Raw genomic sequence first — 22715 nt, forward strand, 5'->3', positions numbered from 1 at the left:
ATGTCCATGAAACAACAAGTCGAGAATGGCCGTAGGACCTTCGTCTTTGATAGTAATGGATATTACAAGGTGAAAAGTTAGTTAATAATGGGCTAGTACTGTTGCAAATAATGGTAGCGCCCCAGTTGTAGCTTCTAGTGAGTTTATTTTAAAACCTGAGAATACAACCTCACAGGTGATAACCACAAATGGGAGTTAGAAAGTATTAAGTAAAGAATGATGCTATATATGGTACCCCCTGTCCGTATGGAGAGGGGGTACCTATATAGATTTCTAATGTAGCAAATCTTTCTATACAATTGTTACCTCTATTCCATGCGCCACAAACTAAACACCCCCCCGTAATTATTCTTTTAGGATGGTACATAAACAGAACTTATCTAGTCATACAAGTAGCAAAATGTTAAAATGACCATCTGTATTATAGAATCACTTTTAATAATTTTTAGTGAATATAAGACCAGGGCAATGGATTCTAACTTAGCAGTACTGTCAGTTATAGCAACTGTATATCCAGATTCCATAGATTTATTAGATTAAAGTAAATAAGAGAAACATTTCTTTTGTGATTGGTAAAAAAGAAGAGAGGATTATATATGAAAAAAAGAATTTTAATCGTAGAAGATGAAGAAAACATTCGAGAAGTATGCAAACGGTACCTAGAGAGAGAAGGATATGAAGTATATACAGCTATCAATGGAATGGAAGGCTGGGATGTATTTCATCAATATCAACCAGATTTGATTATTTTAGATTTGATGATGCCCAAAAAAGATGGATGGGAATTATGCGAGGAAATTCGTCAACAATCAAATGTTCCTATTATTATGTTAACTGCTAAGGGAGAGGAAAGAAATCGAATTTTAGGCTTAACAATGGGTGCAGATGATTATGTAACAAAACCATTTTCACCTCGTGAATTAGTATTAAGGGTTCAAATTATATTAAGAAGAGGCAGCCAGGTAACGATACAAGCAAAAGAATATCTATCAGAAGTGATAGAATTTCCAGATTTAAAAATTTATCCAAAGACAAGGTGTGTACTCGTTTGTGAAAATAACGTGGAATTAACTGTGAAAGAATTCGAGGTACTTTATGTCATGGCACAGCATCCAAAACAAGTGTTTTCCCGTTCGCAACTTCTTGAACTTATTTGGGATTTTGAACATGATGGGGGTACAAACACAGTAACCGTGTTAGTGAGTCGTTTACGTGACAAGCTGGAAAAGCATACGACAAAGAATCGTTGGATTCATACGGTTTGGGGAATAGGATATCGCTTTGAGCCAAATGGAGGAAATGAAACATGAGTTTACGTATTCAATTGTTATTGATGAATTTATTAAGTACCAGTATCTTGGTAATTGCTATATGGTATAGTGAAACGCAAATGTTACTTGAACCAGAACAAACACGGCTATTAACAGTAATTGCGGTTGTCGGACTGATTATTTCAACGTTTATTTACTGGTTAATGACACGCCCTATCATGAGGTCCATTCAAAATTTAATTGAACTAACGAAACAATTTAGCGATAGACAATTTGAAACGATGTACATAATTGGAAAAGAACCACGGGAGTTTAAAGAATTAACAACAGCCTTTCAACGGATGGCTAAAAATTTAGAAGAAGGGTTTACTAAGTTAGAAGAAGGGGAAAAGGCACGTAAGGAGCTGATTACGAATATTTCACACGACTTACGAACGCCTATGGCTAGCATACAATTGATGATAGAAGCATTACAAGATAACTTAATTGAAGATCCTGAAACGAGAAAGCAGTACTTAGAGACGACCTTAAAAGAAATAAATCGATTAAGTGGATTAATTAATGACTTATTTGACCTTTCAAAGTTAGAAATTGGACAAGTAGATTTTCATCCAAGTTTTACACATATGGACAAAATTCTTTTAGATGTACTAGAGTCACATTCTTTCTTATTAGCAAACAAACAGATCGATTTACAATTGCAGGTTCCTGATACATTACCTCGACTTTTAATTATGCCGTGTAAAATAGCACGGGTCATCAGTAATTTGTTAGATAATGCGATTCGGTATTCCCCTGTTTCTGGAACAATCGAATTGATTGTAAAGGAAAATAAAAAAAAGCAACAAGTCCAATTCATTTTGCGTGATGAAGGAGAAGGAATTACTCCAAATGACCAATTACGCATATTTGAGCGTTTTTTTAGAACGGATAAATCAAGAAGTTCACAATCTGGTGGATCCGGACTCGGATTAGCCATTGCAAAATCATTGATTGAAATGCATAAAGGAGAAATTGGTGTGAGAAATCGCTTAGATGGCAAACAGGGAAGTGAATTTTGGTTTACTCTTCCCATCACATCAGAAAAAAATAAGACCGCTGAAAGACTTTTGTAATACTTATATTATAGAAATGAAAGACTTCCTTGTTAACATACTACTATACAGTATGTTACAGGAGGTTTTTTATTTTATGAAAAGAAAACATGTATTGATTATAGGAGGTTTTATAATTGTCGGAGGAATTTTATGGTCTTTGTTCCGCCCCGAGAAATTATTTATTGATAAGCAAGTGAATGAAGCATTGCCACAAACAGAAATACAATCAAACGAAACAAAACAACAACAAGAACAAGAACGAGTAATAAGTGAAGGTCAGTTTCAAAATGGTGTCCATGAAACAACTGGAACAGCAACAATCCATCAATTAGCGAATGGAAAACGTATTTTACGACTTTCCAATTTTTCAACTTCTAACGGGCCAGATGTTCGAGTTGTATTAGTTCCTACGAATCGTTTGAAAGATAATGAAGACGTTAACAACCATCGGTATATTGAATTAGGAAAGTTAAAGGGAAACAAAGGAGACCAAAACTATGAAATTCCTGAAGGGATAGATATAAGTACATATGGTTCGGTTTCTATATGGTGTAAGAGATTTAATGAAAACTTTGGTGCGGCTTATTTTGAAAAGTAAGAAAGAACATAAAAATGTGGGGTGTGTACATGCCCCATCGCTATCAAGCTAACGAAAAAAATAGGTCTGCCCCATTTGGATTGACAAATGGGGGGCAGACCACTGTATGATGACCTCTATGTAATTAGTTTTTTTTATCCAACTTTTCTTTTGCTTTTTTAGGTATATCTTCAGGTTTTACTTCTTCATATCTATCAATTCCATAATAAGCTTCATCTTTATATTTCCCACCTACTTCAACACGGAGATATGCATTCACCCGTAATTTTTTCATTCCCATATGCATTATACGCTTTCAATGTATACCAAGTGTCTTTAACTTTTGTACCATCATCAACTTCAGTCGTTTTTTCTTGCCCATCTCCATTAATTTGAACATAATATTCTGATGTCATCCAGCTTTTAATACCAAATGAATCTTCTTTATCAGCAATACTCCACGCAATAATTCCCACCAAAAAAATCGATAAGATTGCTATTATTTTTTTCATTTTTCACCTTTAACATTCTTTCAGTTTTGATATTTTATATACTATTACTGATACTAAAACGAAAGTATCTATTTACATCCATTGACCTCTAACTTTCACATACGTCTCATCAACTCACCAAGAATCATTGGTTGGTTTAAACTGACGCCATACTCTCTCATTTAATTCAAGACTATACTGATGAATCTAGCGCATGATGGTCGTATGAGCAATATATCATCCAAATAAAAGGAATCAAAAATACTACCACATTTAATATTATCCCGATCTTTGCTCCAGTATTTTTATCTACTATATGAGACAAAATGGCTAAGAGAAATCCAATTGGACAAAGAAATATAGGTAAAAAAATAGAGAGTCCTGGAAGTACAGTTAGAGTAAGTTTGTATATAAAGTTAACATTGAATACAATCAATAAAACCGGTATTAAAATCGATATAAATGTACCTATCCTATTTTTCCCCACCATAATACCCTCTTTTTTAATTAAAATCATATATATTTATGGTTCTGGCCCAAATATATGAAGAAGAACACGGATACTAGTAGATTCCTAGCGGAATCGTATTTTATACTATAAGGCCAAACACTTTAACCGGTTCCCTGTACGTTATGTTAATCCAATAAAAAGATAAATGGCAGTTCCCCAGATAAATAGGGCGGAGCATTTGTTGAATATGTTCATTAAACCTCCTGTACCATCTAGTTTCTTCATGACTGTACCTGCGAGCGTTAATCCAAAGAACCAAATCCAAGATACTGTAATACATGTGATTGTAAAAATAACTTGTTCCGTTCCGACATATTTTAATGCACTTGTCCCGATAACACCAACTATATCTAAGAGGGCATGTGGGTTTAATAAAGAAACCGATAAAGCAAAGATGATTTGTTGACGGATTGGTAATGCTTTATTCGTTTTATTTGTAGTTGACTCAGACCTCCAAATAACGTATCCCATGTAAAGTAAAAACAAAATTCCAGTAATCATTAGGCTAAGTCGTAGCCATTCAAATTGTAAAACGATAGTAGATAATAGACTCAATAAAAATGTGGCACAGTATTTTTATTTAATTCAAACTCTTCTTCATGCATTACTATACTTGTAATTCTCACTTTTTTTAAAGTATGTAACTTAATTTAAGAATTCAAATTATAAATAAAGTGTACAGCGCGAAAAATCCACCCCTGAAAAAACGTTTATTTTCTTGTTTACAAACAAGAGGGCATAGGAGTAATATATTGTACATAAATTCATATCACTATTCGCTGAATCCATATGGAGCGGGGGAACCAAATTTTGTGCGATTGCACTTGGGGTGAATCTTTCTTAAATGAAGGTAGGGCTACTCTCAAGGCCCGAATCCGACAGCTAACCTCGTAAGCGTTTCGAGAGGGGATACTATGGTGACTTTTAAAAACACTGGGTGAACTTTGGTGTCTTTTTTTATACTCTTTTTCTGGAAAATAATTCAAAAAAAGGATGAGGCACTTGAAAGAGACACCCATAAAAACGAAAAATCCACTTTTTTCTTTCCCTTCTAATTCCCAGCCTTCTGAATTAAGAAGAGAATTAGGGATGAGACATTTAACAATGATTTCTATAGGTGGAAGCATTGGGACTGGGTTATTTATAGCAAGCGGAAATACGATTCATACAGCAGGACCTGGTGGAGCAATTATAGCTTATTTGTTGATGGGGTGTATTGTTTACCTGTTGATGACCAGCTTGGGAGAGATGGCAGCGTATATGCCTACATCTGGTTCTTTTAGTACGTATGCTTCTAAATTTGTAGATCCTGCATTTGGTTTTGCGATTGGTTGGAATTACTGGTTTAGCTGGACTATTACTCTTGCAGTTGAAATTTCATCAGGAGCTATTCTTATGAAATATTGGTTTCCATACAGTCCATCTATTCTTTGGAGTGCGTTATTCATCCTGTTTATGTTTGGAATTAATATTCTTTCAGTGAAACATTATGGAGAAATGGAGTTTTGGCTTTCACTTGTAAAAGTTATTACTATAGTCGTGTTTATTATGTTAGGAATAGCCACTATATTTGGAATTTTCAAAGGAAATCCCATTGGATTTCACAATCTAACAATTGGAGATGCACCCTTTCATGGAGGTTTTCTTTCTATTTTTAGTGTGTTTATGATTGCGGGGTTTTCCTTTCAAGGTACAGAAATGGTCGGAATTGTAGCTGGAGAAAGTAAAGCTCCTGAAAAGCATATTCCAAAAGCTGTGCGGCAAATCTTTTGGAGAATTCTCTTATTTTACATACTTACCATTTGCGTAATTGGAGTCATAGTTCCCTACACAGATCCGAATCTAGTTAACAATGATATTAGTAATATTACAATGAGTCCCTTCACACTAGTATTTGAGAAAATTGGATTCGCATTTGCAGCTTCTATTATGAATGCAGTTATCTTGGTATCAGTTCTATCAGCTGGTAATTCTGGAATGTATGTTGCAACCCGAATGTTATGGGTAATGGCAAGAGAAGGGAAAGCTCCAAAGTGTTTAAAAAAAGTAAATAAACAAGGTGTTCCTATTAATGCATTACTTATGACAACGGCTGTGGCAATCGTAGCGTTTGCAGCTTCTTTATTTGGAGAAGGGCAAGCGTTTATATGGCTTTTGAATGCTTCGGGACTTTGTGGATTTATTGCATGGTTAGGGATTGCTATAAGCCATTATCGTTTTCGACAGGCTTTTTTACATCAAGGAAAGAATTTAAATAAGCTCCCGTATCAAGCAAAGTGGTATCCTATCGGTCCTATTTTAGCTTTTGTAATATGTACTATTATTATTTTAGGACAGAATTATTCAGTCATTATAGGGTCACATGTCGATTGGTATGAAGTACTTGCTACTTATATTGGTTTACTGCTGTTTCTTGTATTTTGGTTCGGCTATAAAATTATAAAAAAAACAAAGGTGATTCCATTACAACAAGTCAATTTAGAGCATGATGATCATTAAGGATGGAAATTAAGGAGACAGAAATATGGAACTAGATATTCTACTCAGGTTACTTGTAGCAATACTTGTTGGAGCAATAATTGGTTTAGAACGTCAATGGCACAATTGCATTGCTGGATTACGTACAAATGTACTTGTTTCCGTTGGTGCTGCACTTTTTGTACTATTAAGTGTACTCACTCCAACTGATAATACACCTACAAGAATAGCTTCTCAAATTGTAAGCGGGATTGGTTTTTTAGGTGCTGGAGTTATTATGAAAGATGGATTGACAGTTCGAGGACTGGATACCGCAGCAACCTTATGGTGTTCTGCGGCTGTAGGAACATTAGCAGGTAGCGGCTATTTACTTATAGCTATAACAGGAACCATTCTTATTGTCAGCATAAATAGTTTACTAAGACCTGTTTCAAAATGGGTTTCCGAAAAATCTGAAAAAGGTTTTAAATATTCCCAACAAGTTACCGCTCTCTCTTATAGAGTAAAACATAAATCATCAGAGAAAAAAGATTGTTAAAGAGAAGCTAATTTTAAGAACGTTATCAATAATAATAAAAGAGACCTATTCCAGATGGGCAAATAGAGAAATAATTAGTGGGCAATTTATTCAATATTTGAACTGATGAAAAATACTTTCTACAAAGTAATCAAAGAACAATTACAGTCATCAAGCCAATTTCAAGATCTAATTTCAATTTTCAAAGACGTTGAAAAATATTTTTTAAGAAAATGAGTTATTTCATAAAAAATTATGCAAAACAAAAAGGAACCATAGCCGGTTCCTTTTTGTTTTATTCCTTTCAAAAGGTAAACCTTTTCGAACACACGTTTAGTTCAATAAAGCCCGTCCCGTTTCGATTCCCTGGCCTATAACTTGAATTGGTACTCATTTATGTTAACCAAAATGAATATCTATTGTTGTAACTATATTAACTAGGGAGGAATCTTCATGGGATACTTTGTTACCGTAGAGTCAGGTGTGAATTTATATGTAGAAGATATTAACCCTGGGGGAAATAAGACCCTCGTATTTTTACATGGCTGGCCGTTAAGCCATAAACAGTTTGAATATCAGTTTAATATTCTTCCTACTATGGGCTATCGCTGTATTGGTATAGACTGGAGGGGATTTGGCAATTCGGATAAACCAATGAACGGCTATACTTTTAACAGACTTGCAGATGATATCCGCACAGTAGTTGGTACACTTCAAATAAACAATTTTACTCTTGTTGGTCACTCTACCGGTGGGTCTATCGCAATTCGATATATGTCTCGTCACAATGGTTTTAGGGTATCAAAGCTTGTTCTTATTGATGCGGCCGCTCCAACTGGATTTACCGCAGAAACTGCTAATAACTATCTTAAAGAAACCTTAAATGATCGACCTAAAATGATGCAGGACGTAACAGATGGCTTTTTCTTTCAGTATATAACTAAACCATTTTCGGACTGGTTTTTGCAAATGGGACTACAAGCAGCAAGTTGGTCGACAGCTGCTATTATAACTACATTAAGAGATGAGCAGCTACATGCGGATCTTCCGAAAATTAATGTTCCTACTTTAATCGTTCATGGCATTCATGACAAAGTTATTCCCTTTGCACAAGCTCAAGAACTAAATGAAAAAATAAGAAATTCACAGCTTGTTCCGTTTCAATATAGTGGTCATGGCCTTTTCTGGGAAGAACGCGAGAAATTTAACCAACTATTGGCACAATTTATTTAGTTAAAACTTTGACCTAAATTCAAAAAAACGGAGGGACGATAGCGTAATAATCGAGTACGCTTTACGGACAGTAAAATATTTGCTGTAATTGGGTTACGGAAACGATTTAGGGAATGAGGTGCCACTCTGGGACTTACTTACAGAATGATTTGAGGAATGCTCTGACATATCTAAATCTTACCCATTTAAATTTATAAAAGAAGAGTCCATTTTGGATTCTTCTTTTTATATGCTACAATACGCCTTTTGAAGTAGGTATATTTCTATAAAAATCAATGTGTCGAAATGATCAAGATAACATTTTGAAGGACTTCAAAAATACATAGACCTTTTGAATCATATATGAATTGTTGGGGGGGAAAAGTTTTCCTTCAAGATAATGTAATTCCCATAATCCATTTGAATCATTACATTTATATGAATGAATTAACAAGAATGATGGTATAAGTCATTAGGTAAGAATGGGAGCATCTTAAACAAGATTAAATGGCGTTAGTTCTGTAAATCTATAAAATTTAGTTTTAGAGTTTCTTGTCCCAACCAATATCTAAAAGCGAAAGTTTAGACTTTCTTGTCTAAATAGTTTGGAGTTTCATGTCCTTTTACATTTACATCTGAGATAGAAAGGGGGATTAACTCATATCACCCAAGTGTTCGTTAAATTCTCATTTAGCGAACACAATAATTATAAGAATCTATAGTCGATTGTCTGCTGACGATCGACTATAGATTTAATCAGCACGAAGCACATGCAATAAATAATTCTGTTTTAGATAACATCCATCTAATCAAAAAATCGAGTTATAAAAAGAGGGGGAAGGCATTTTTTATTGAAGTTTGTTTATAATAGTTTTTTAATTTGTTAGGGGGAATCGTAAAGTAGATTATTAATCTCTTTGATAATTTTTATTTCCCTTATAGTATTTGGCATACTGTATTAAAAATTTTAAATTTTGAAGGGAGAATCAATAAATATGGGCAAGAAAAAAAGAATAGGTAATAAGTTATTACTTGTCAGTGCAATTTGTACAATAACGATTCCTTCAGTTTCATATGCGGAGGAAGTAACTGTACCTAAAAATTTCGCGATTGCTTCAAGTCTGTATGAGGAACGGAATATGGATGTATTGAAAACAAGTGTATATCCCAATACATATAATAATCCGTTTAACCATCAATTTATTCCGACATTAAAGGAAACAAACACACAATAAAAAAAGTAGACAATATTGATGATGAAAATCCTATTATATCTACTACTCTTTCATTTATTCGCCATATGAATAGTGAAGATTATAAATCTGCATTTGATTTAACCTCAAGGTCATTACAGAAAATAATATCCGAAGAATGGCTGAAGAGCTATTGGGAGGGACTCCCATTGCAATTACAAGCAGGTTCTTTTCTAGGAATTGGAGAGGTAATACAAAAAGAGACAAATTCCGTGCATGCGAATGTAGAAGTTAAATTAGTTTTTGAACAATTTACTGTACCTTTACTAATTAAACTAGATCCATCTGGAAAAATAGACGATTTTCAACTCAGCATGTCGTTTAGTCCTGTTGCAGAGCGTCCATCATATAGTAAGCCTGAATCATTTGTTGATAAAGAAGTAGTAGTTGGAAGTGGTGCATTTCCATTACCAGGAACATTGTCTGTTCCAAAAGGTAAGGATCCTTTCCCAGCGGTTATTCTTGTGCAAGGATCTGGAGCAACCGATCAGGATGAAACAGCGTTTGCTTTAAAACCATTTCGCGATTTAGCTGAAGGTCTTGCCTCGAAAGGAATTGCTGTCCTTCGCTATAATAAACGAACTTATGAACATGGATTGAAAACACAATACAGTCCTTTTTATACAGTTGATAAAGAGACAACAGATGATGCTCTTCTTGTGACTCATTTTCTTCAAAATGAACCTATGATAGATAAGAATCAAATTTATATTCTTGGTCATAGTCAAGGTGGAATGATGCTTCCGAAAATGATTGGAAAAGACCAAAATCAAAATATTGCTGGGGCAATCGTGATGGGCGGACCAGCCCGTACGATCCAAGATGTTGTTTTAGATCAATTTGAGTATCTTTTTTCCATTGGAGCAATGAAACCCGATGAATATAAATTTTACAAATCGCAATTTGAATTATTAAATGATCCCAATTTCTCTAGTCAGAATCCTCCAAAAGATTTTTATTTAGGATCAGCAGTATTTTGGGATTCTATCCGGAAAATTAAAGCAGCAGAAATGTCAAAAGAACAAAAGACACCGCTTCTTATTATTCAAGGAGAAAGAGACTATCAAGTTCAATCAAAAATCGAAATTCCTCTTTGGAAAGAACAATTAAAAGAGCGAGATAACGTTGATTATCGACTATATCCAAAGTTAAATCACTTCTTTACAGAAGGAGATGGGGAGTTAAGTAAACCGGATGAATATTATAGTCCTGCTAATATCCCTGAGTATGTTATAAATGATATTGCTGCTTGGGTGCAAGGAAGATCGAAATAAAATTAGCAACCATATTTTTTAATAGAGGTCACGATACATGCCTATTAACTTAAGGATAGAAATTAAATGGTTTTTGTTCAAATAAACTAAATAAAGGGGTGTTCTTTATGTGTACCAGTTTGACATTACAGACAAAAAGCGGTCAGCATCTTTTTGCAAGAACGATGGATTTCACATTAGATTTCAATCAAGAAGTAATAATAGTTCCTCGAAGTTATCAATGGAACAATATAACTAGTGAAACCATCGAGGCGAAACAAGCTGTTGTCGGGATGGGGATTAACCATCAAGGAAGGATTATTCTGGCGGACGGAGTAAATGAATCAGGTATGACATGTGCAACACTCTATTTTCCAGGATTCGCTACTTATAGTAACAGTATAGACGACAATAAAACGAATCTGGCTCCATTTGATTTTGTGGCATGGAGTCTCACACAATTCAATTCTGTCGAAGAGTTAAAGAAATCTGTAGATAGTATTTCCTTTTTGGATGTACCATTACCTGTTTTAGGAGTTACTCCACCGCTACATTGGATTTTAGCGGATAAAAGGGGAGAATGTATTGTATTAGAGCCGACAACTGAAGGACTAAAAATATATGATAATCCTCTTGGGGTAATGACCAATAGTCCTGAGTTTAACTGGCATTTACAAAATTCAAGACAATATATAGGTCTTAAATCGCAGCCATATGCGCCAACCCAATGGGGGGATGTACCATTAAGTGCTTTTGGACAAGGTTCAGGTTCGATGGGACTCCCTGGGGATTTCACCCCACCATCAAGGTTTGTTCGGGCAGCATATGGCAAACAAAATATTCAAGGTATAGATAACGAAGAAGAGGGTATATCGGCCATTTTTCATATCTTATCAAATTGTGAGGTTCCAAAAGGTGGAGTAATAACGGAAGAAGGTACATTAGATAATACCATTTATACAAGCGCAATGTGTATGGAGTCTGGTACATATTATTACCATACCTATGATTGTAGACAAATTATAGCCATACATCTATTTCATGAAAATTTAGATACAGATGAAATTAAAACATATCCATTTCAGCGTAAACAAAAGATATTTTATCAAAACTAATTAGATTTGGAATAACATTAAAAAAGCAAACTTAATTAAGTTTGCTTTTTATAATAGACGATACGACTCATGCTATGACTTTTAAACACTTACATTCACGCTGATATTTTTTTATATATAGTATTTTTTATTATATTTCTAATCATTTTAAGCGAAGGGTACGTGATTGAGATGAATAATACATATAATGAAAAGACACATATATCCATTAAACAATTATTTAACAAATTTTCATCAAAAGCCCCTGGCTTTGCATATATCGCTAGTTTCGATAGCGGAGTAACTTATAAAGGTGCAGTTGGCATAGCTTCTATAGAGGAAAATATAACCATAACCACTAAAAATGTTTTTAATATTGCCTCGGTTTCTAAACAATTTACAGCGTTTTCTATATTACTCTTAGAACAAGAGGAGAAATTGAGTTTAGATGATTCAATTGTAAAGTTTGTCCCTTCTATAGGAGCATATGCTGAACCTGTAACATTGAGACACCTAATTCACCACACTGGTGGACTAGTTGATTATATAGAATTGGCTGAAGCAGCAAATATTAAATTTACTGATACATTAACTGTGGAAGAATCGCTAGAACACCTTAGTGGTCATCAAATTGCAAGGTTCCCAGTTGGAACAAAATTTGAGTATAGCAATACAGGGTATTTTTTATTATCACAAGTGGTAGAGAAGGTAAGTGGCAAGTCTCTACGTCAGTTTACAAAGGAGCGTATTTTTGACCCTTTATATATGAGGGACACAACAATTGTAGATTACTACCCAACTACTACACCAATTACTAGTGGATATTCGAAGAATGAGCAAGGAACATTTAAAATCTATGAAAGCCCTTGGGAACATACAGGGGATGGGGCAGTGCATTCAACAGTTGAAGACCTGGTAAAGTGGGGAGAGAATTTAACTACAGGTACCGTTGGTGGAAAAGAACTTGTTACAAGAATGAACGAAATAGGTCCGAAAATTTCTCCAACTGGGGAAACGATTATTCACAATGAAGATTATGCTTTTGGGCTAAGGCTTGCAGAAGACTTTAACTATCGATACTTGGAACATTCAGGAAGCTGGGCAGGTTATCGTTCACACTTCATGCGGTTTCCAAAAGAATATTTGTCTGTTGTGGTACTAAGTAATTATGATGCATTTGACTCTAAAAAATATGCTAATGAAATAGCAGAAATTGTTTTAGAAAAGTAAAAAATAGAGCGTAGAAGTCAGGATTTGGTTTACCCCACGTTGTTGTAGGTGTAATTGATTTTGAGAACGGAAGGCAAGCACATATTAATGCCTGCCTTTTTTTATATTAAAATGAATATGAATATTCATACAGTTAAAAACTTAATTAGAAATTCTTTGAATATAGATTGCTCAATGAGGTTGAATTTTATAATTTTAAAAAAATAATTATAAAAAATAGAATTACATATGAAAAATTATATATCATAATTAATAAACTTGATTTTATTGAAAATTGAAATATTAAGTAATATTCCTATTGCTATTAAGTTAACCATTAAAGAACTTCCTCCAAAACTCACAAATGGAAATGGTGTACCTGTAAGAGGAAATAGTCCTGTAATACCCCCTAAATTAACAACAGATTGCATACCAATCATACAACCTATACCAATTGCTATAAAACTGCCGAATGGATCTTCACATAATTGTGCAATTTTTAAGGAGCGAAGTACTATAGTCGCAACTCCAGCCAGTATTATAAATACACCAAAAAATCCTAGTTCTTCAGAAACTATTGCCATTATAAAATCAGTATGTGGTTCTGGAAGATAACCGGTTTTTTGAATACTATTTCCGAATCCACGACCAGTAATTCCTCCAGAGCCAATGGCAATAAAAGAATTTACAAGCTGGTATCCATTTCCTTGCGCATCAACAAAGGGATTGAAAATCGTAGTAATACGTGTCTTTTGAACTTCTGACAAACTATATTGAATCAAAAGATATAAAATAGGTAACCACAAAATAGAACCGATTATAGTTCTTTTGATTAATAGATTTATATTTATTCCTGAGCAAAGAAATATGCTAAAACCTATACCTAATATTAAAAGTGCAGATCCTAAGTTTGGCTGTTTATAGATTAGGAAAAAAATTGCAGCTAAAAAAAATAAAAGTTTTCCGCTACCACTCCAAATATTTTTAGCTTGTTCTTGTCGTAATGCAAAAAAACGGGCTGTTACAAGTATTGTTCCTAATTTAAGAAATTCAGCTGGCTGTATTCCAAAGATCCATGATTGAGCATTATTTACCACTTTTCCTTTCCACAAAACCATAATTAATAAAAAAATTCCCCCAACCATAATACAGATAGAGACTATTCGTTTTTTCCATATTTCATATGGGAGAATAGCGCAAACTATTAACCCTATTGTTCCTAAAAATAGCTTTGTTAATTGAGAATCAACAAAATGCCTACTGTTATAACCGTAATGTTGAACAGCAACAATGGAGCTCGCGCTATACATCATGATAATACCTAAAGTACATGTTATGAATAGAGGGAGGAGCAATAGATAATCGAGTTTTAATATTTTTTTCATTTTAATATCCTCCTGATTTACATTAACACTTAATATTACATTTGCTAATGAGTAGAATCTTGTTCTCATCAACTACTAAATAGTATTTTTGTTTTGAAAGATTCTATAGCTTACACCCTGTTTTCTTACGCAAAAATCCCCCCTAGTTACATACTAGGGGGGATTTAAATTGGCATGACTAAATAAAGCTTTCCTCCCCCTAGTAGAGCTTTGGCACTATACAACGTAAAGTAATGGAAATTGATTACTTAGCTATCTTAAGAAGAGCCTTAATCCGACAATTCCTGTTCTACCCATTGGCGTCTTTCGACATTTTTGGGCAATAGCCTGTGTTTGTATAGGAGCCTCACCTAACAGGTTTAGCAATATAAATTTTATGTATTTGTTTCGTGTAGCCAGCATAAATACTTTTTTTTTGCTTGTCAAGTAAGCATATTGCTAATTTTATATTCTTTATTGTTTTATGAATTTTGAGAAATAATGCAAGAAAATGTATTTAATCATCTCGTATAGATACTTATTTTCGGCCTGTAGTGTATAATTTGATTAAGTAGTTTAACCATATAAATTTGATAAACAGTAAAGAAGATTTTAATCATAAAATAAGATTTTTGAAGAATGTTCTTTTGAAGTACGGTATGACTAATAATTCAACTCCTGCTATAAAGTTACAAATTGATCATAAACAATAAGTTTCCTATACGAAATTTCATATATTTTATAACGTTTCTTCGAACTAATTGTATATAAATTTTATATCTTTTAAGTTGAATTTCAAATTTACAATAGAATCGAATTACATTTCTCTAAAAAAGAATTTATTATGAATCGAATCGAAAGTTAGTTGACAAATATTAAATTTTGGTTTAAATTTTGAAGTAATTCAATAATCTTTGTTAGGTGAGGCTCCTGTATAGAGAAACGCTGCTGCCCAAAAATGTCGAGAGACGCCAATGGGTCAACAGGAACGGTCGGATTAAGGCCCTTTTTAATGTAGCTGGTTATAAAAACCTATGCTATACAGTGCTAAAACTCAACGAGGGAGTGGTATACGATTTGATAGAAAGGCACCTCTGGGATTTTTGCAGAGCTGTCTTAATAATCATTTATTTGTATTGTAAAAAACCTTTACTCCTTTTTGAGTAAAGGTTTTTTTGTTTAATGTTATTTATTTTTATCTTGTCTATATTCAAAAAGGAGGTAGTTCTAAATAATAAATTGATTGCAATGTAACTATTAATGCTCTAATAAAAATTTTAGACAGATAAAATAACACAAAACCACTCATGAAACTCTAGAGTCTCCCTTAGCAATATAAGGAGGAGTTAACATGAAGAAATTATTAAATGAATTACTTGTAACCCAAAATAATTTGGATGCAGAGAAAGTTTTACGTCATCCGTCGTATGATGTTGCACAAGAAGTAAAACGGTTTTCAATTGAAGATCAAGTCATATTACTAGATAAGATTCCTGTATTAAAAAGCTCAAAAATTCTTCAACATTTGAGTACAGAAGAAAAATATAATATCTTAATTCACTTATCTGAAAACAAAGCTAAAAAGTTACTAGATTTACAACCGATTGATGAAACAGTAGATCTACTTCTAGCGGTTCATCCGGAAAAACAAGCTAAATTAATGGCGTATTTAAATAAAATTACAAAACATAATGTAAAAAAATTAATGGCTTTCAAACCTGAAACGGCAGGAAGTCTTGTCACAAGTGATTTTGTTGCAGTTAGAGGGAATTGGTCAGTAAAAATGACATTGAAGTACATTAGGGAGCATTCTGAAAATGTAGAATCAATATCTTATATCTATGTTCTTGATAGTCATGGTTATCTTAAGGGAATCGTTTCCATACATGAGTTATTACTAGCAGCAGATGAAGAAATATTATCTACTATCATGATTCAAGAGGTAATTTCAGTACACGCTGAAGTTGATCAGCAAGAAGTTGTAAAAAAGCTACTGAATTATAATTTAGCAGCATTACCCGTAACAACAGCAAATAATGAAATGATTGGTATTATAACATTTGATGACGTAATGAATGTTATGGAAGCAGAAGCTACAGAAGATATCCAAAAGTTAGGCGGAAGTGAACCGTTAAATCAATCTTACTTTGAATCTAGTATTTGGAGCATTTTCTTCAAACGTCTACCATGGTTATTGCTTCTTTTTGTTGCTGAAGCATATACAGGTACAGTACTAAAGTATTTTGAAGACGAAATTGAAACAGTAGTTGCCTTAGCTTTCTTTGTACCGTTATTAGTAGGTACTGGAGGAAATACAGGAACACAGGTTGTAGCAACAATTACTCGTGCAATCGGTATTGGAGAGGTGAAATTTAAAGACATTTTCCGTGTAATGAAAAAGGAATTTGCAATTGGCATGCTTCTTGGACTTGCACTTGGGGTAGCTGGGCTCACTCGTGCTTATATGTTAGGAGTTGGAACAGAAGTTGCACAAGTTGTAGCAATCACTTTATTATTTATTGTTATTTGGGCCTCTCTTGTTGCAGCTGTTTTACCTTTGATTCTGAGAAAATTAAAATTAGATCCTGCAGTCGTTTCTGGTCCATTTATTACAACATTTGTTGACGGAACAGGATTAGTAATTTATTTCATGGTTGCAAAAACGTTATTAAATTTGTAAATATACACTGAAATAAATACGAAATGTAGAATAAGTATTTTCCTTTACTTGCCAAGACATAGTGGGGAACTCGGGAATGAGGGAAACAAACACTTTTGTCTTTAGGCAAATAATATTTTAAAGGATTCATTGAATGTAATTAATGCCGGAGGAGAAACCTATGAAACATCTAAGAAAAATCTTCAAACGAATTTTGCTTCTTTTTTCTATTTTCATGCTTATTGGCATAGGAATATTATTTGGTACTAACTATGGCCGAGATCTTCGTGTAACAATTGCTGGAAGTATACTAACTTCTCAGCATCCACAATATGCGAAATATACATTCCTATCCCAAAAGGAACTAGATAAACTGCAAGATAGAATTAATCATCCAAAATGGTCAAATAGTGATGAGGCTATTTATAAAAAAATAGCAGGAAAAAGATTAGAAGAATTAAAAAATCAGCCATTAGAAATTGATGTAGAAACAATTAAAAGTAATAAAGATAGTCGTTTTCTTTTCGAAGGAAAGTTAATTACCATTAGCAATCCCTTCAATGTTAAACTTGTTAGCCATCAAGGAACACAAGGAGCTAACAGGGGAGAAAAAATTAGTGTAATGGCAAAACGTAATCATGCACTTGTTGCTGTGAATGCAAGTGGATTTGCTGATGAGACAGGAAGAGGTGGAGGAAATGTTGCAACTGGAATAGTAATAGAAAATGGAAAAGCTATTGATACAAATATAGATAAAAATACCCCTACAATTATTACCGGTTTAACAAAGTTTGGACAAATGATAACAGGAAATTATTCTACCCAACAACTTTTGGATAAACAAGTCGTTTCAGCAGCAGGATTTATGCCACAGTTAATTGTAAATGGAGAAAAAATGATCACAGAAGGAGACGGTGGTTGGGGTTCTGCTCCACGAAGTATTATGGCTCAAAAAGAAGATGGCACAATAATGTTTCTAGTGATAGATGGTAGACAAACACATAGCATAGGAGCCACGTTAAAAGAGTGTCAAGATATTCTATATGAAAAAGGAGCAATAAATGCAATGGCCATGGATGGAGGTTCTTCTGCTACGCTATATTTAGGAGGAAAGGTTATAAATTCACCTTCTACATTATCCCATGAAGATCGTTATTTACCGAATGCTTGGATGGTAACAGCAAACCAAAAACAAGAAATAAGGGTGACAATAGATGGGAAAAAAATAGATACTAAAAAATCAGATGAATTTGATGCAAATATTTCAACTGATTTATGAATTCTTAAATAAATGAAGGATTAATTAAAGTTTAAAAACTAACATACAAAGAGCGTCATAAAATTGAAAGTTTTATCATTTAATATTCATTAAAGAAAAGCGTATAGAGATACTCAATCATATGGAAAATCTCCAAGAAGTTAAAAGAAGGATAAATAATGTATACAGTTTACACTCATATTCAATTATATGCTTTTAATCTTATAGTATTTGCTACAGCTATGTGAAATGGACAACCTGTAAAAATAATTGTTGTGATCAGATGAGTAAAGATTAATGCGCAGAATGAATTAGTAATCATACCTGAAAACATTTCATCAAACATCAAAGCAACACATTAGTCGCTTTGATGTTTGTAATGATAAAAGGGTGATAAAAAACATAAACAATAGGTGTATCAAGCAAAGGGATAATACACCTTAAAACTACATTGTTAAACAACATGCGTCGTCGTGTAGTATATCTTATTTATCTTTAATTATTTTAGGTTCAGTATTACATCTTATAGATCGTTTTTTCTATGATTTCCTAATTTCCAACTCTCGTCTTTTTATTCAATCATAATTACTATTTTAAGGATGTTAAAGTAACTCCAATACTAAACGTAAAAGGAATAAAAAAGCATGGCATTTTGTGTCACTCTTTTTACACTTCATAACAAATAAGGATAAAAGAACAAAGTAAGTTATGCTTTAAACCTTTACTGATAGGAGAAAATGTTTGTATAGACCCACACACTTATTATTGGGTAATGTATGAAAGAAATTAAAATGATGAGACATAGACTTATAACTACACAATTGAATTAAACAATAATATTTTGAAACAAGAGTAAAGTTAAGGTGGGGATAACTATGAATGCTAACCAAAAAACGTCCTTATTGGCAGCATGGATTAGTGTAATTAGCAATATATTTCTGACTCTCATCAAAATTATAGTCGGTTTACTTTTCAAAAGTCAGGTATTATTAGCCGACGGGATTCATAATGCTGCCGATGTTGTAGCATCCGTAGCCTCATTGGGATCAATGAAAATTTCAAACCAGCCAGCTGATGAAGATCATCCTTATGGACATGGTAAAGCAGAAGTTATATCATCAGGAATTGTAGCTGTGATTTTAATTTTAGCGGCTTTATTTATGGCTTATGAATCAATAAAGTCATTATTTGAACCAGCGACAGAACCCCATATAATTGCTTTTATAGCAGCGATTATTTCATTAATATGGAAGCAAATTTTATATGTATACACAATACGAATAGGTCGAAAAACAAGCAGCAAAGGGCTTATAGCAACTGCTTATGATCATCTTGCTGATGTTTATGCCTCAATTGCAGCTGTAATTGGAATTGGTATTGCTTTGATAAACAATATCTATTCCATTCCATATGCAGCATATGGGGATCCTTTAGCTGGTATTATCGTTTCCTTTTTCGTATTAAAGTTAGCGATTAGTATGGGGAAAGAATCAATATATATATTAATGGAAGGTGGTATTCCTACCGAGAAATGTAGTGAATATAAGAGAATAATTCAGGCCCATCCTTTTGTAAAAAGAATTGATAGAATGCGCGCACGTGATCATGGTCACTATGTATTAATTGATATTAGAATTAGTGTTCCGGCACATTTAAGCATCCAGCAAGGACATGATATTTGTAGGGATATAAAAACTACTATTATAAATCAGAACCCAGAAATATATGAAGTACTAATTCATTTAAACCCATGGTATGAGGAGAAGTAGGTTTATTGAATTATAGATAGATATAAGTAAGTAGTTAAACCGTCCTTTTTAGATATTGGAGAATTGGTCGACTTGTATAATGTCCATAATTAAAAAACATTTATAGTTATGAGTACAATACATCTCAAATACATTATTTATAGAAGAAAAAACGTCCTATTAAAATATAGGACGCTTTTATCTATGATTTACTAATTTCCCAACCTTCGCGTATTTTCTCTAATTCAATTACAATTACCTTTGAATCTTTTTTATACAAAGCATCAACAAAATCTGAAAGATAAATATCATTGAGGGGAATGAATTAATATATGAGGGTTCATTTTCAATATTTGTCTCTCAAATGAAGCAATTTTAGTATTCACTCAAAAATCCATTGTCTATGAAACAACTAGATTTTTAAACGGCTTTAATAGACATCTGCCATTTACATAGACAGATGTCTATTGTATTTTTGGCGGCAAGATTAAATAGCTTTTTTGTTACTTTACAATAAAGTATACTTAATATCAGTAATTCATGTAATTAGGAGTGATTTCTATATTTAAGGAAAATGCAAAAAGGATACTTCTGTCATTAGTAACAAATCCAATACTAATAATTGTATACGGGATTTTTTGTTATGAATTAGCCTTATACTGTAAGTACGGAAGGATGAATTATAATATTTATATTTTGTTATTATGTATAGTACTTTTTATATCCATGACTACATTTACTACAATGCGGGTGATAAAAAATAGAGAATATGAAACTAAAAAATTAACTAATTCAATAGCATGGAGATCCATTTCTATTATCATTATTGTTGCAATTACATCATTTTATGGGATGCAGATTTATAAAAGTGCAATAAATTACAATGGCAAATTGGCATGGTTTATAGAAAGGTTAAAACATGAAAGGTCAGTTAAACTTAAACATAATAATATATATGAATCTGGAGTAGAAGGTATTTTTGAAGATATAAATAAAAAATATCCTTTGCCAAAGAAATTGTATATGGCAACTGATTTTGATCTTACATTTCATTCAGATGGAACAATCACAGCGTTTGATACATTTGTTTATGGGAAAAATGTTGATGGGAAAGAAGAAACTTATTTAATCTCTTATAATGAGAAGAAATCAGAAGATATTACTATAATACGAGACGGATATGCAAAGCCTGATTATGATGATGATAAATTAGTAGAACCTTTAATTAAAACGGTTAAGGCGATTCCAGTTAAGCAAACGGTTAGAAAGTGGAATGAAAGTAAGTATGGGTTGATTTATTATGGAAAAAGAAATTGGGGATCCAATACAGAGGGAATTATTAATATTACTGAGGATGGTAAGGGGCAGAGTCTTAAAGAAGCAGCTTCTGATATCATTGGATATACTGTATCTATATATGTCCCTGGAAAAGAGAAAGAGCTAGTCCCTGCTAGATATAATTTAATATGTGACGCAAGTTGGAGTAAATCAAAGACGCCTCCAAATGAAGATAGGTTTAAAGAGAAGAAACAACAAGATTTAAAGAATGAAAAAGAACAGTTTTTCCTATCAAAAGAAGTTGGTTATAAACTAAATATGACAGATAAAGCATTAGGGAGCGCCTTTTATTCATTAAGCAGGACTAGTGATGAAGGGGAAACATGGGAGGTTATCAATCCAGACCCATTTAATAGGGGGATTGGTAGTGTATCAGGGATCACTTTTATAAATGATAAACTTGGGTTTTTAGGAGCAGTTAGACCTTCTGGTAATGAGGGAGAGTTATATCGCACAGATGATGGGGGGGTATCTTTCAAAAAGGTAGAATATCCGCCGCATGAAGTGAAATTAGATCATACACAGTCCACAATAAGTCCTTTTGATTCTCCTAGTATGCCATATGAGAAAGATGGGGTTTTTAATATGTTAGTTGGACAAGGGGCAGATGGAGACTACAATGGCGATAGTAGTGCACTTTATCAATCAAAAGATAACGGAGAGACATGGGAATTTGTAGAAGAAGTGAAAAAAAAATAGTCAGAATGTTTTTTCAAAAAATAAGGTAACTACTCAGCTATACATTTCATTTAGAAGTTTGGTAAGGGGTATAATTCCAGCGATGAAGATAAAATGGACCTACACCTCGCTGCCTTTCTTTGTTTTAAAGCTTTGCGCGTGGCAGGAAAAGGCCCTGACCGCTTCTATGCATGGCCAGTCCCTCTCGCCCATTTAAAAAGATGCTTTTCTGGCTTTTTTTCATAGAGGGGCTGAGTAGTTACTAAAAGTAAATAATTTAAATCGAACCATAAGCTTGCCGGCAAATTTATGGTTCGATTTTTTTTAGGGCAAAGATATCGTTCTAAACGGGTATCACCACATCGCTATCAACTTAAAAGAGTAATCACCAAAAAAATGAAAAAAGAGCTGACTTTTGATGAGTTTAGTTCTGTAAATCTAAAAAATTTTAGTTTAAACTTTCTTGTTTAAATAGTTTGGAGTTTCATGTCTTTCTACAACAGATGGGGGAAGGGGGTAACTCCCATTTTCCCAAGTGTCCGTGAAATTCACATTTAACGTAAACAACAATTGTAGGAATCTAAAATTTTCATTTATCTAATCTAACAAGAGAGAGTTTTTATATACCAATTAAAGTAGAATTTTAACTATGTATTTTTTATATAATAAAATTAAATATGTAATGAATAATGCATGACATTTAAAAC

Annotated in this window: 15 protein-coding genes, 3 pseudogenes and 3 riboswitches; of the genes and pseudogenes, 13 read left to right on the plus strand and 5 right to left on the minus strand. The window is 33.2% G+C overall.

Annotation, left to right across the window (positions count from 1 at the left end):
- The first annotated feature begins 596 nt into the window (after nt 1-596).
- The 3 genes from MKY90_RS29145 to MKY90_RS29155 all read left to right on the plus strand — a co-directional run bounded on the left by MKY90_RS29145 (nt 597) and on the right by MKY90_RS29155 (nt 2966).
- The gene (locus MKY90_RS29145; protein WP_341093624.1) at nt 597-1310 is read left to right on the plus strand and encodes a response regulator transcription factor; all 714 of its coding nucleotides are present in this window, start codon (nt 597-599) and stop codon (nt 1308-1310) included.
- Nucleotides 1307-2386, plus strand: a complete 1080-nt coding sequence (locus MKY90_RS29150; protein WP_033728918.1) for a sensor histidine kinase — start codon at nt 1307-1309, stop codon at nt 2384-2386. The genes MKY90_RS29145 and MKY90_RS29150 overlap by 4 nt, the downstream gene beginning before the upstream one ends.
- Before the next feature lie 76 nt (nt 2387-2462).
- Nucleotides 2463-2966, plus strand: a complete 504-nt coding sequence (locus MKY90_RS29155; protein ID WP_061675672.1) for a DM13 domain-containing protein — start codon at nt 2463-2465, stop codon at nt 2964-2966.
- 236 nt (nt 2967-3202) lie between these two features.
- On the opposite strand, the gene MKY90_RS29160 is transcribed toward MKY90_RS29155, so the two are convergent.
- The 3 genes and pseudogenes from MKY90_RS29160 to MKY90_RS29170 form a co-directional block, all read right to left on the minus strand.
- Complete coding sequence (locus MKY90_RS29160; protein ID WP_341093625.1) at nt 3203-3457, minus strand: DUF1093 domain-containing protein; 255 nt, start codon at nt 3455-3457, stop codon at nt 3203-3205.
- A gap of 172 nt (nt 3458-3629) precedes the next feature.
- Complete coding sequence (locus MKY90_RS29165; RefSeq protein ID WP_061675669.1) at nt 3630-3926, minus strand: hypothetical protein; 297 nt, start codon at nt 3924-3926, stop codon at nt 3630-3632.
- Between the two features lie 141 nt (nt 3927-4067).
- Nucleotides 4068-4517: pseudogene (locus MKY90_RS29170) on the minus strand (LysE/ArgO family amino acid transporter); the annotation flags it as partial.
- 197 nt (nt 4518-4714) lie between these two features.
- A riboswitch (cyclic di-AMP (ydaO/yuaA leader) is annotated at nt 4715-4860 on the plus strand.
- 89 nt (nt 4861-4949) lie between these two features.
- Between MKY90_RS29170 and MKY90_RS29175 the strand changes: the two are divergent.
- The 6 genes and pseudogenes from MKY90_RS29175 (at nt 4950) to MKY90_RS29200 (ending at nt 12984) form a co-directional block, all read left to right on the plus strand.
- Nucleotides 4950-6446 (plus strand): amino acid permease, encoded by a 1497-nt coding sequence (locus tag MKY90_RS29175; protein WP_080448148.1) that lies wholly within the window; start codon nt 4950-4952, stop codon nt 6444-6446.
- A 25-nt stretch (nt 6447-6471) separates the two neighbouring features.
- Nucleotides 6472-6963 (plus strand): MgtC/SapB family protein, encoded by a 492-nt coding sequence (locus tag MKY90_RS29180; RefSeq protein ID WP_016127973.1) that lies wholly within the window; start codon nt 6472-6474, stop codon nt 6961-6963.
- Between the two features lie 432 nt (nt 6964-7395).
- Nucleotides 7396-8175, plus strand: coding sequence for an alpha/beta fold hydrolase (locus MKY90_RS29185; RefSeq protein WP_061675668.1), 780 nt, complete (start codon nt 7396-7398; stop codon nt 8173-8175).
- Between the two features lie 974 nt (nt 8176-9149).
- Nucleotides 9150-10681: pseudogene (locus MKY90_RS29190) on the plus strand (prolyl oligopeptidase family serine peptidase).
- Nucleotides 10682-10788: 107 nt separating this feature from the next.
- Nucleotides 10789-11775: a choloylglycine hydrolase family protein gene (locus MKY90_RS29195; RefSeq protein WP_341093627.1), complete on the plus strand. Its 987-nt coding sequence runs from the start codon at nt 10789-10791 to the stop codon at nt 11773-11775.
- A gap of 171 nt (nt 11776-11946) precedes the next feature.
- Nucleotides 11947-12984 (plus strand): serine hydrolase domain-containing protein, encoded by a 1038-nt coding sequence (locus MKY90_RS29200; RefSeq protein ID WP_215599825.1) that lies wholly within the window; start codon nt 11947-11949, stop codon nt 12982-12984.
- Between the two features lie 236 nt (nt 12985-13220).
- Here MKY90_RS29200 and MKY90_RS29205 read toward each other — a convergent pair whose 3' ends face one another.
- Nucleotides 13221-14348, minus strand: a complete 1128-nt coding sequence (locus MKY90_RS29205; RefSeq protein ID WP_061675988.1) for an FtsW/RodA/SpoVE family cell cycle protein — start codon at nt 14346-14348, stop codon at nt 13221-13223.
- A 188-nt stretch (nt 14349-14536) separates the two neighbouring features.
- A riboswitch (M-box (ykoK) riboswitch) is annotated at nt 14537-14713 on the minus strand.
- 520 nt (nt 14714-15233) lie between these two features.
- Nucleotides 15234-15401, plus strand: a riboswitch (M-box (ykoK) riboswitch).
- Nucleotides 15402-15678: 277 nt separating this feature from the next.
- Here MKY90_RS29205 and mgtE point away from each other — a divergent pair.
- From mgtE to MKY90_RS29220, 3 genes are all read left to right on the plus strand, one after another.
- Nucleotides 15679-17007 (plus strand): magnesium transporter, encoded by a 1329-nt coding sequence (gene mgtE / locus MKY90_RS29210; RefSeq protein WP_016093729.1) that lies wholly within the window; start codon nt 15679-15681, stop codon nt 17005-17007.
- Nucleotides 17008-17167: 160 nt separating this feature from the next.
- Nucleotides 17168-18265: a phosphodiester glycosidase family protein gene (locus MKY90_RS29215; RefSeq protein ID WP_002169385.1), complete on the plus strand. Its 1098-nt coding sequence runs from the start codon at nt 17168-17170 to the stop codon at nt 18263-18265.
- A gap of 854 nt (nt 18266-19119) precedes the next feature.
- Nucleotides 19120-20013 (plus strand): cation diffusion facilitator family transporter, encoded by an 894-nt coding sequence (locus MKY90_RS29220; RefSeq protein ID WP_016119303.1) that lies wholly within the window; start codon nt 19120-19122, stop codon nt 20011-20013.
- Nucleotides 20014-20194: 181 nt separating this feature from the next.
- Here the strand turns inward: MKY90_RS29220 and MKY90_RS30520 are convergent.
- Nucleotides 20195-20281 (minus strand): annotated as a pseudogene (locus tag MKY90_RS30520) (DUF4878 domain-containing protein); the annotation flags it as partial.
- A 263-nt stretch (nt 20282-20544) separates the two neighbouring features.
- Here MKY90_RS30520 and MKY90_RS29225 point away from each other — a divergent pair.
- Nucleotides 20545-22029 carry a WD40/YVTN/BNR-like repeat-containing protein gene (locus MKY90_RS29225; RefSeq protein ID WP_308027094.1) on the plus strand — a complete coding sequence of 495 codons (1485 nt, stop codon included), beginning with the start codon at nt 20545-20547 and terminating at the stop codon, nt 22027-22029.
- Nucleotides 22030-22715 lie beyond the last annotated feature (686 nt).

It is taken from the genome of Bacillus sp. FSL P2-0099 (assembly GCF_038007445.1).
Classification (GTDB): domain Bacteria; phylum Bacillota; class Bacilli; order Bacillales; family Bacillaceae_G; genus Bacillus_A; species Bacillus_A mycoides.

What these genes read in the sequence shown, in the direction of transcription:
- MKY90_RS29145 (WP_341093624.1), top strand. Translation starts at nt 597, where the DNA reads ATGAAAAAAAGAATTTTAATCGTAGAAGATGAAGAAAACATTCGAGAA.
- MKY90_RS29150 (WP_033728918.1), top strand. Translation starts at nt 1,307, where the DNA reads ATGAGTTTACGTATTCAATTGTTATTGATGAATTTATTAAGTACCAGT.
- MKY90_RS29155 (WP_061675672.1), top strand. Translation starts at nt 2,463, where the DNA reads ATGAAAAGAAAACATGTATTGATTATAGGAGGTTTTATAATTGTCGGA.
- MKY90_RS29160 (WP_341093625.1), bottom strand. Translation starts at nt 3,457, where the DNA reads ATGAAAAAAATAATAGCAATCTTATCGATTTTTTTGGTGGGAATTATT.
- MKY90_RS29165 (WP_061675669.1), bottom strand. Translation starts at nt 3,926, where the DNA reads ATGGTGGGGAAAAATAGGATAGGTACATTTATATCGATTTTAATACCG.
- MKY90_RS29180 (WP_016127973.1), top strand. Translation starts at nt 6,472, where the DNA reads ATGGAACTAGATATTCTACTCAGGTTACTTGTAGCAATACTTGTTGGA.
- MKY90_RS29185 (WP_061675668.1), top strand. Translation starts at nt 7,396, where the DNA reads ATGGGATACTTTGTTACCGTAGAGTCAGGTGTGAATTTATATGTAGAA.
- MKY90_RS29195 (WP_341093627.1), top strand. Translation starts at nt 10,789, where the DNA reads ATGTGTACCAGTTTGACATTACAGACAAAAAGCGGTCAGCATCTTTTT.
- MKY90_RS29200 (WP_215599825.1), top strand. Translation starts at nt 11,947, where the DNA reads ATGAATAATACATATAATGAAAAGACACATATATCCATTAAACAATTA.
- MKY90_RS29205 (WP_061675988.1), bottom strand. Translation starts at nt 14,348, where the DNA reads ATGAAAAAAATATTAAAACTCGATTATCTATTGCTCCTCCCTCTATTC.
- mgtE (WP_016093729.1), top strand. Translation starts at nt 15,679, where the DNA reads ATGAAGAAATTATTAAATGAATTACTTGTAACCCAAAATAATTTGGAT.
- MKY90_RS29215 (WP_002169385.1), top strand. Translation starts at nt 17,168, where the DNA reads ATGAAACATCTAAGAAAAATCTTCAAACGAATTTTGCTTCTTTTTTCT.
- MKY90_RS29220 (WP_016119303.1), top strand. Translation starts at nt 19,120, where the DNA reads ATGAATGCTAACCAAAAAACGTCCTTATTGGCAGCATGGATTAGTGTA.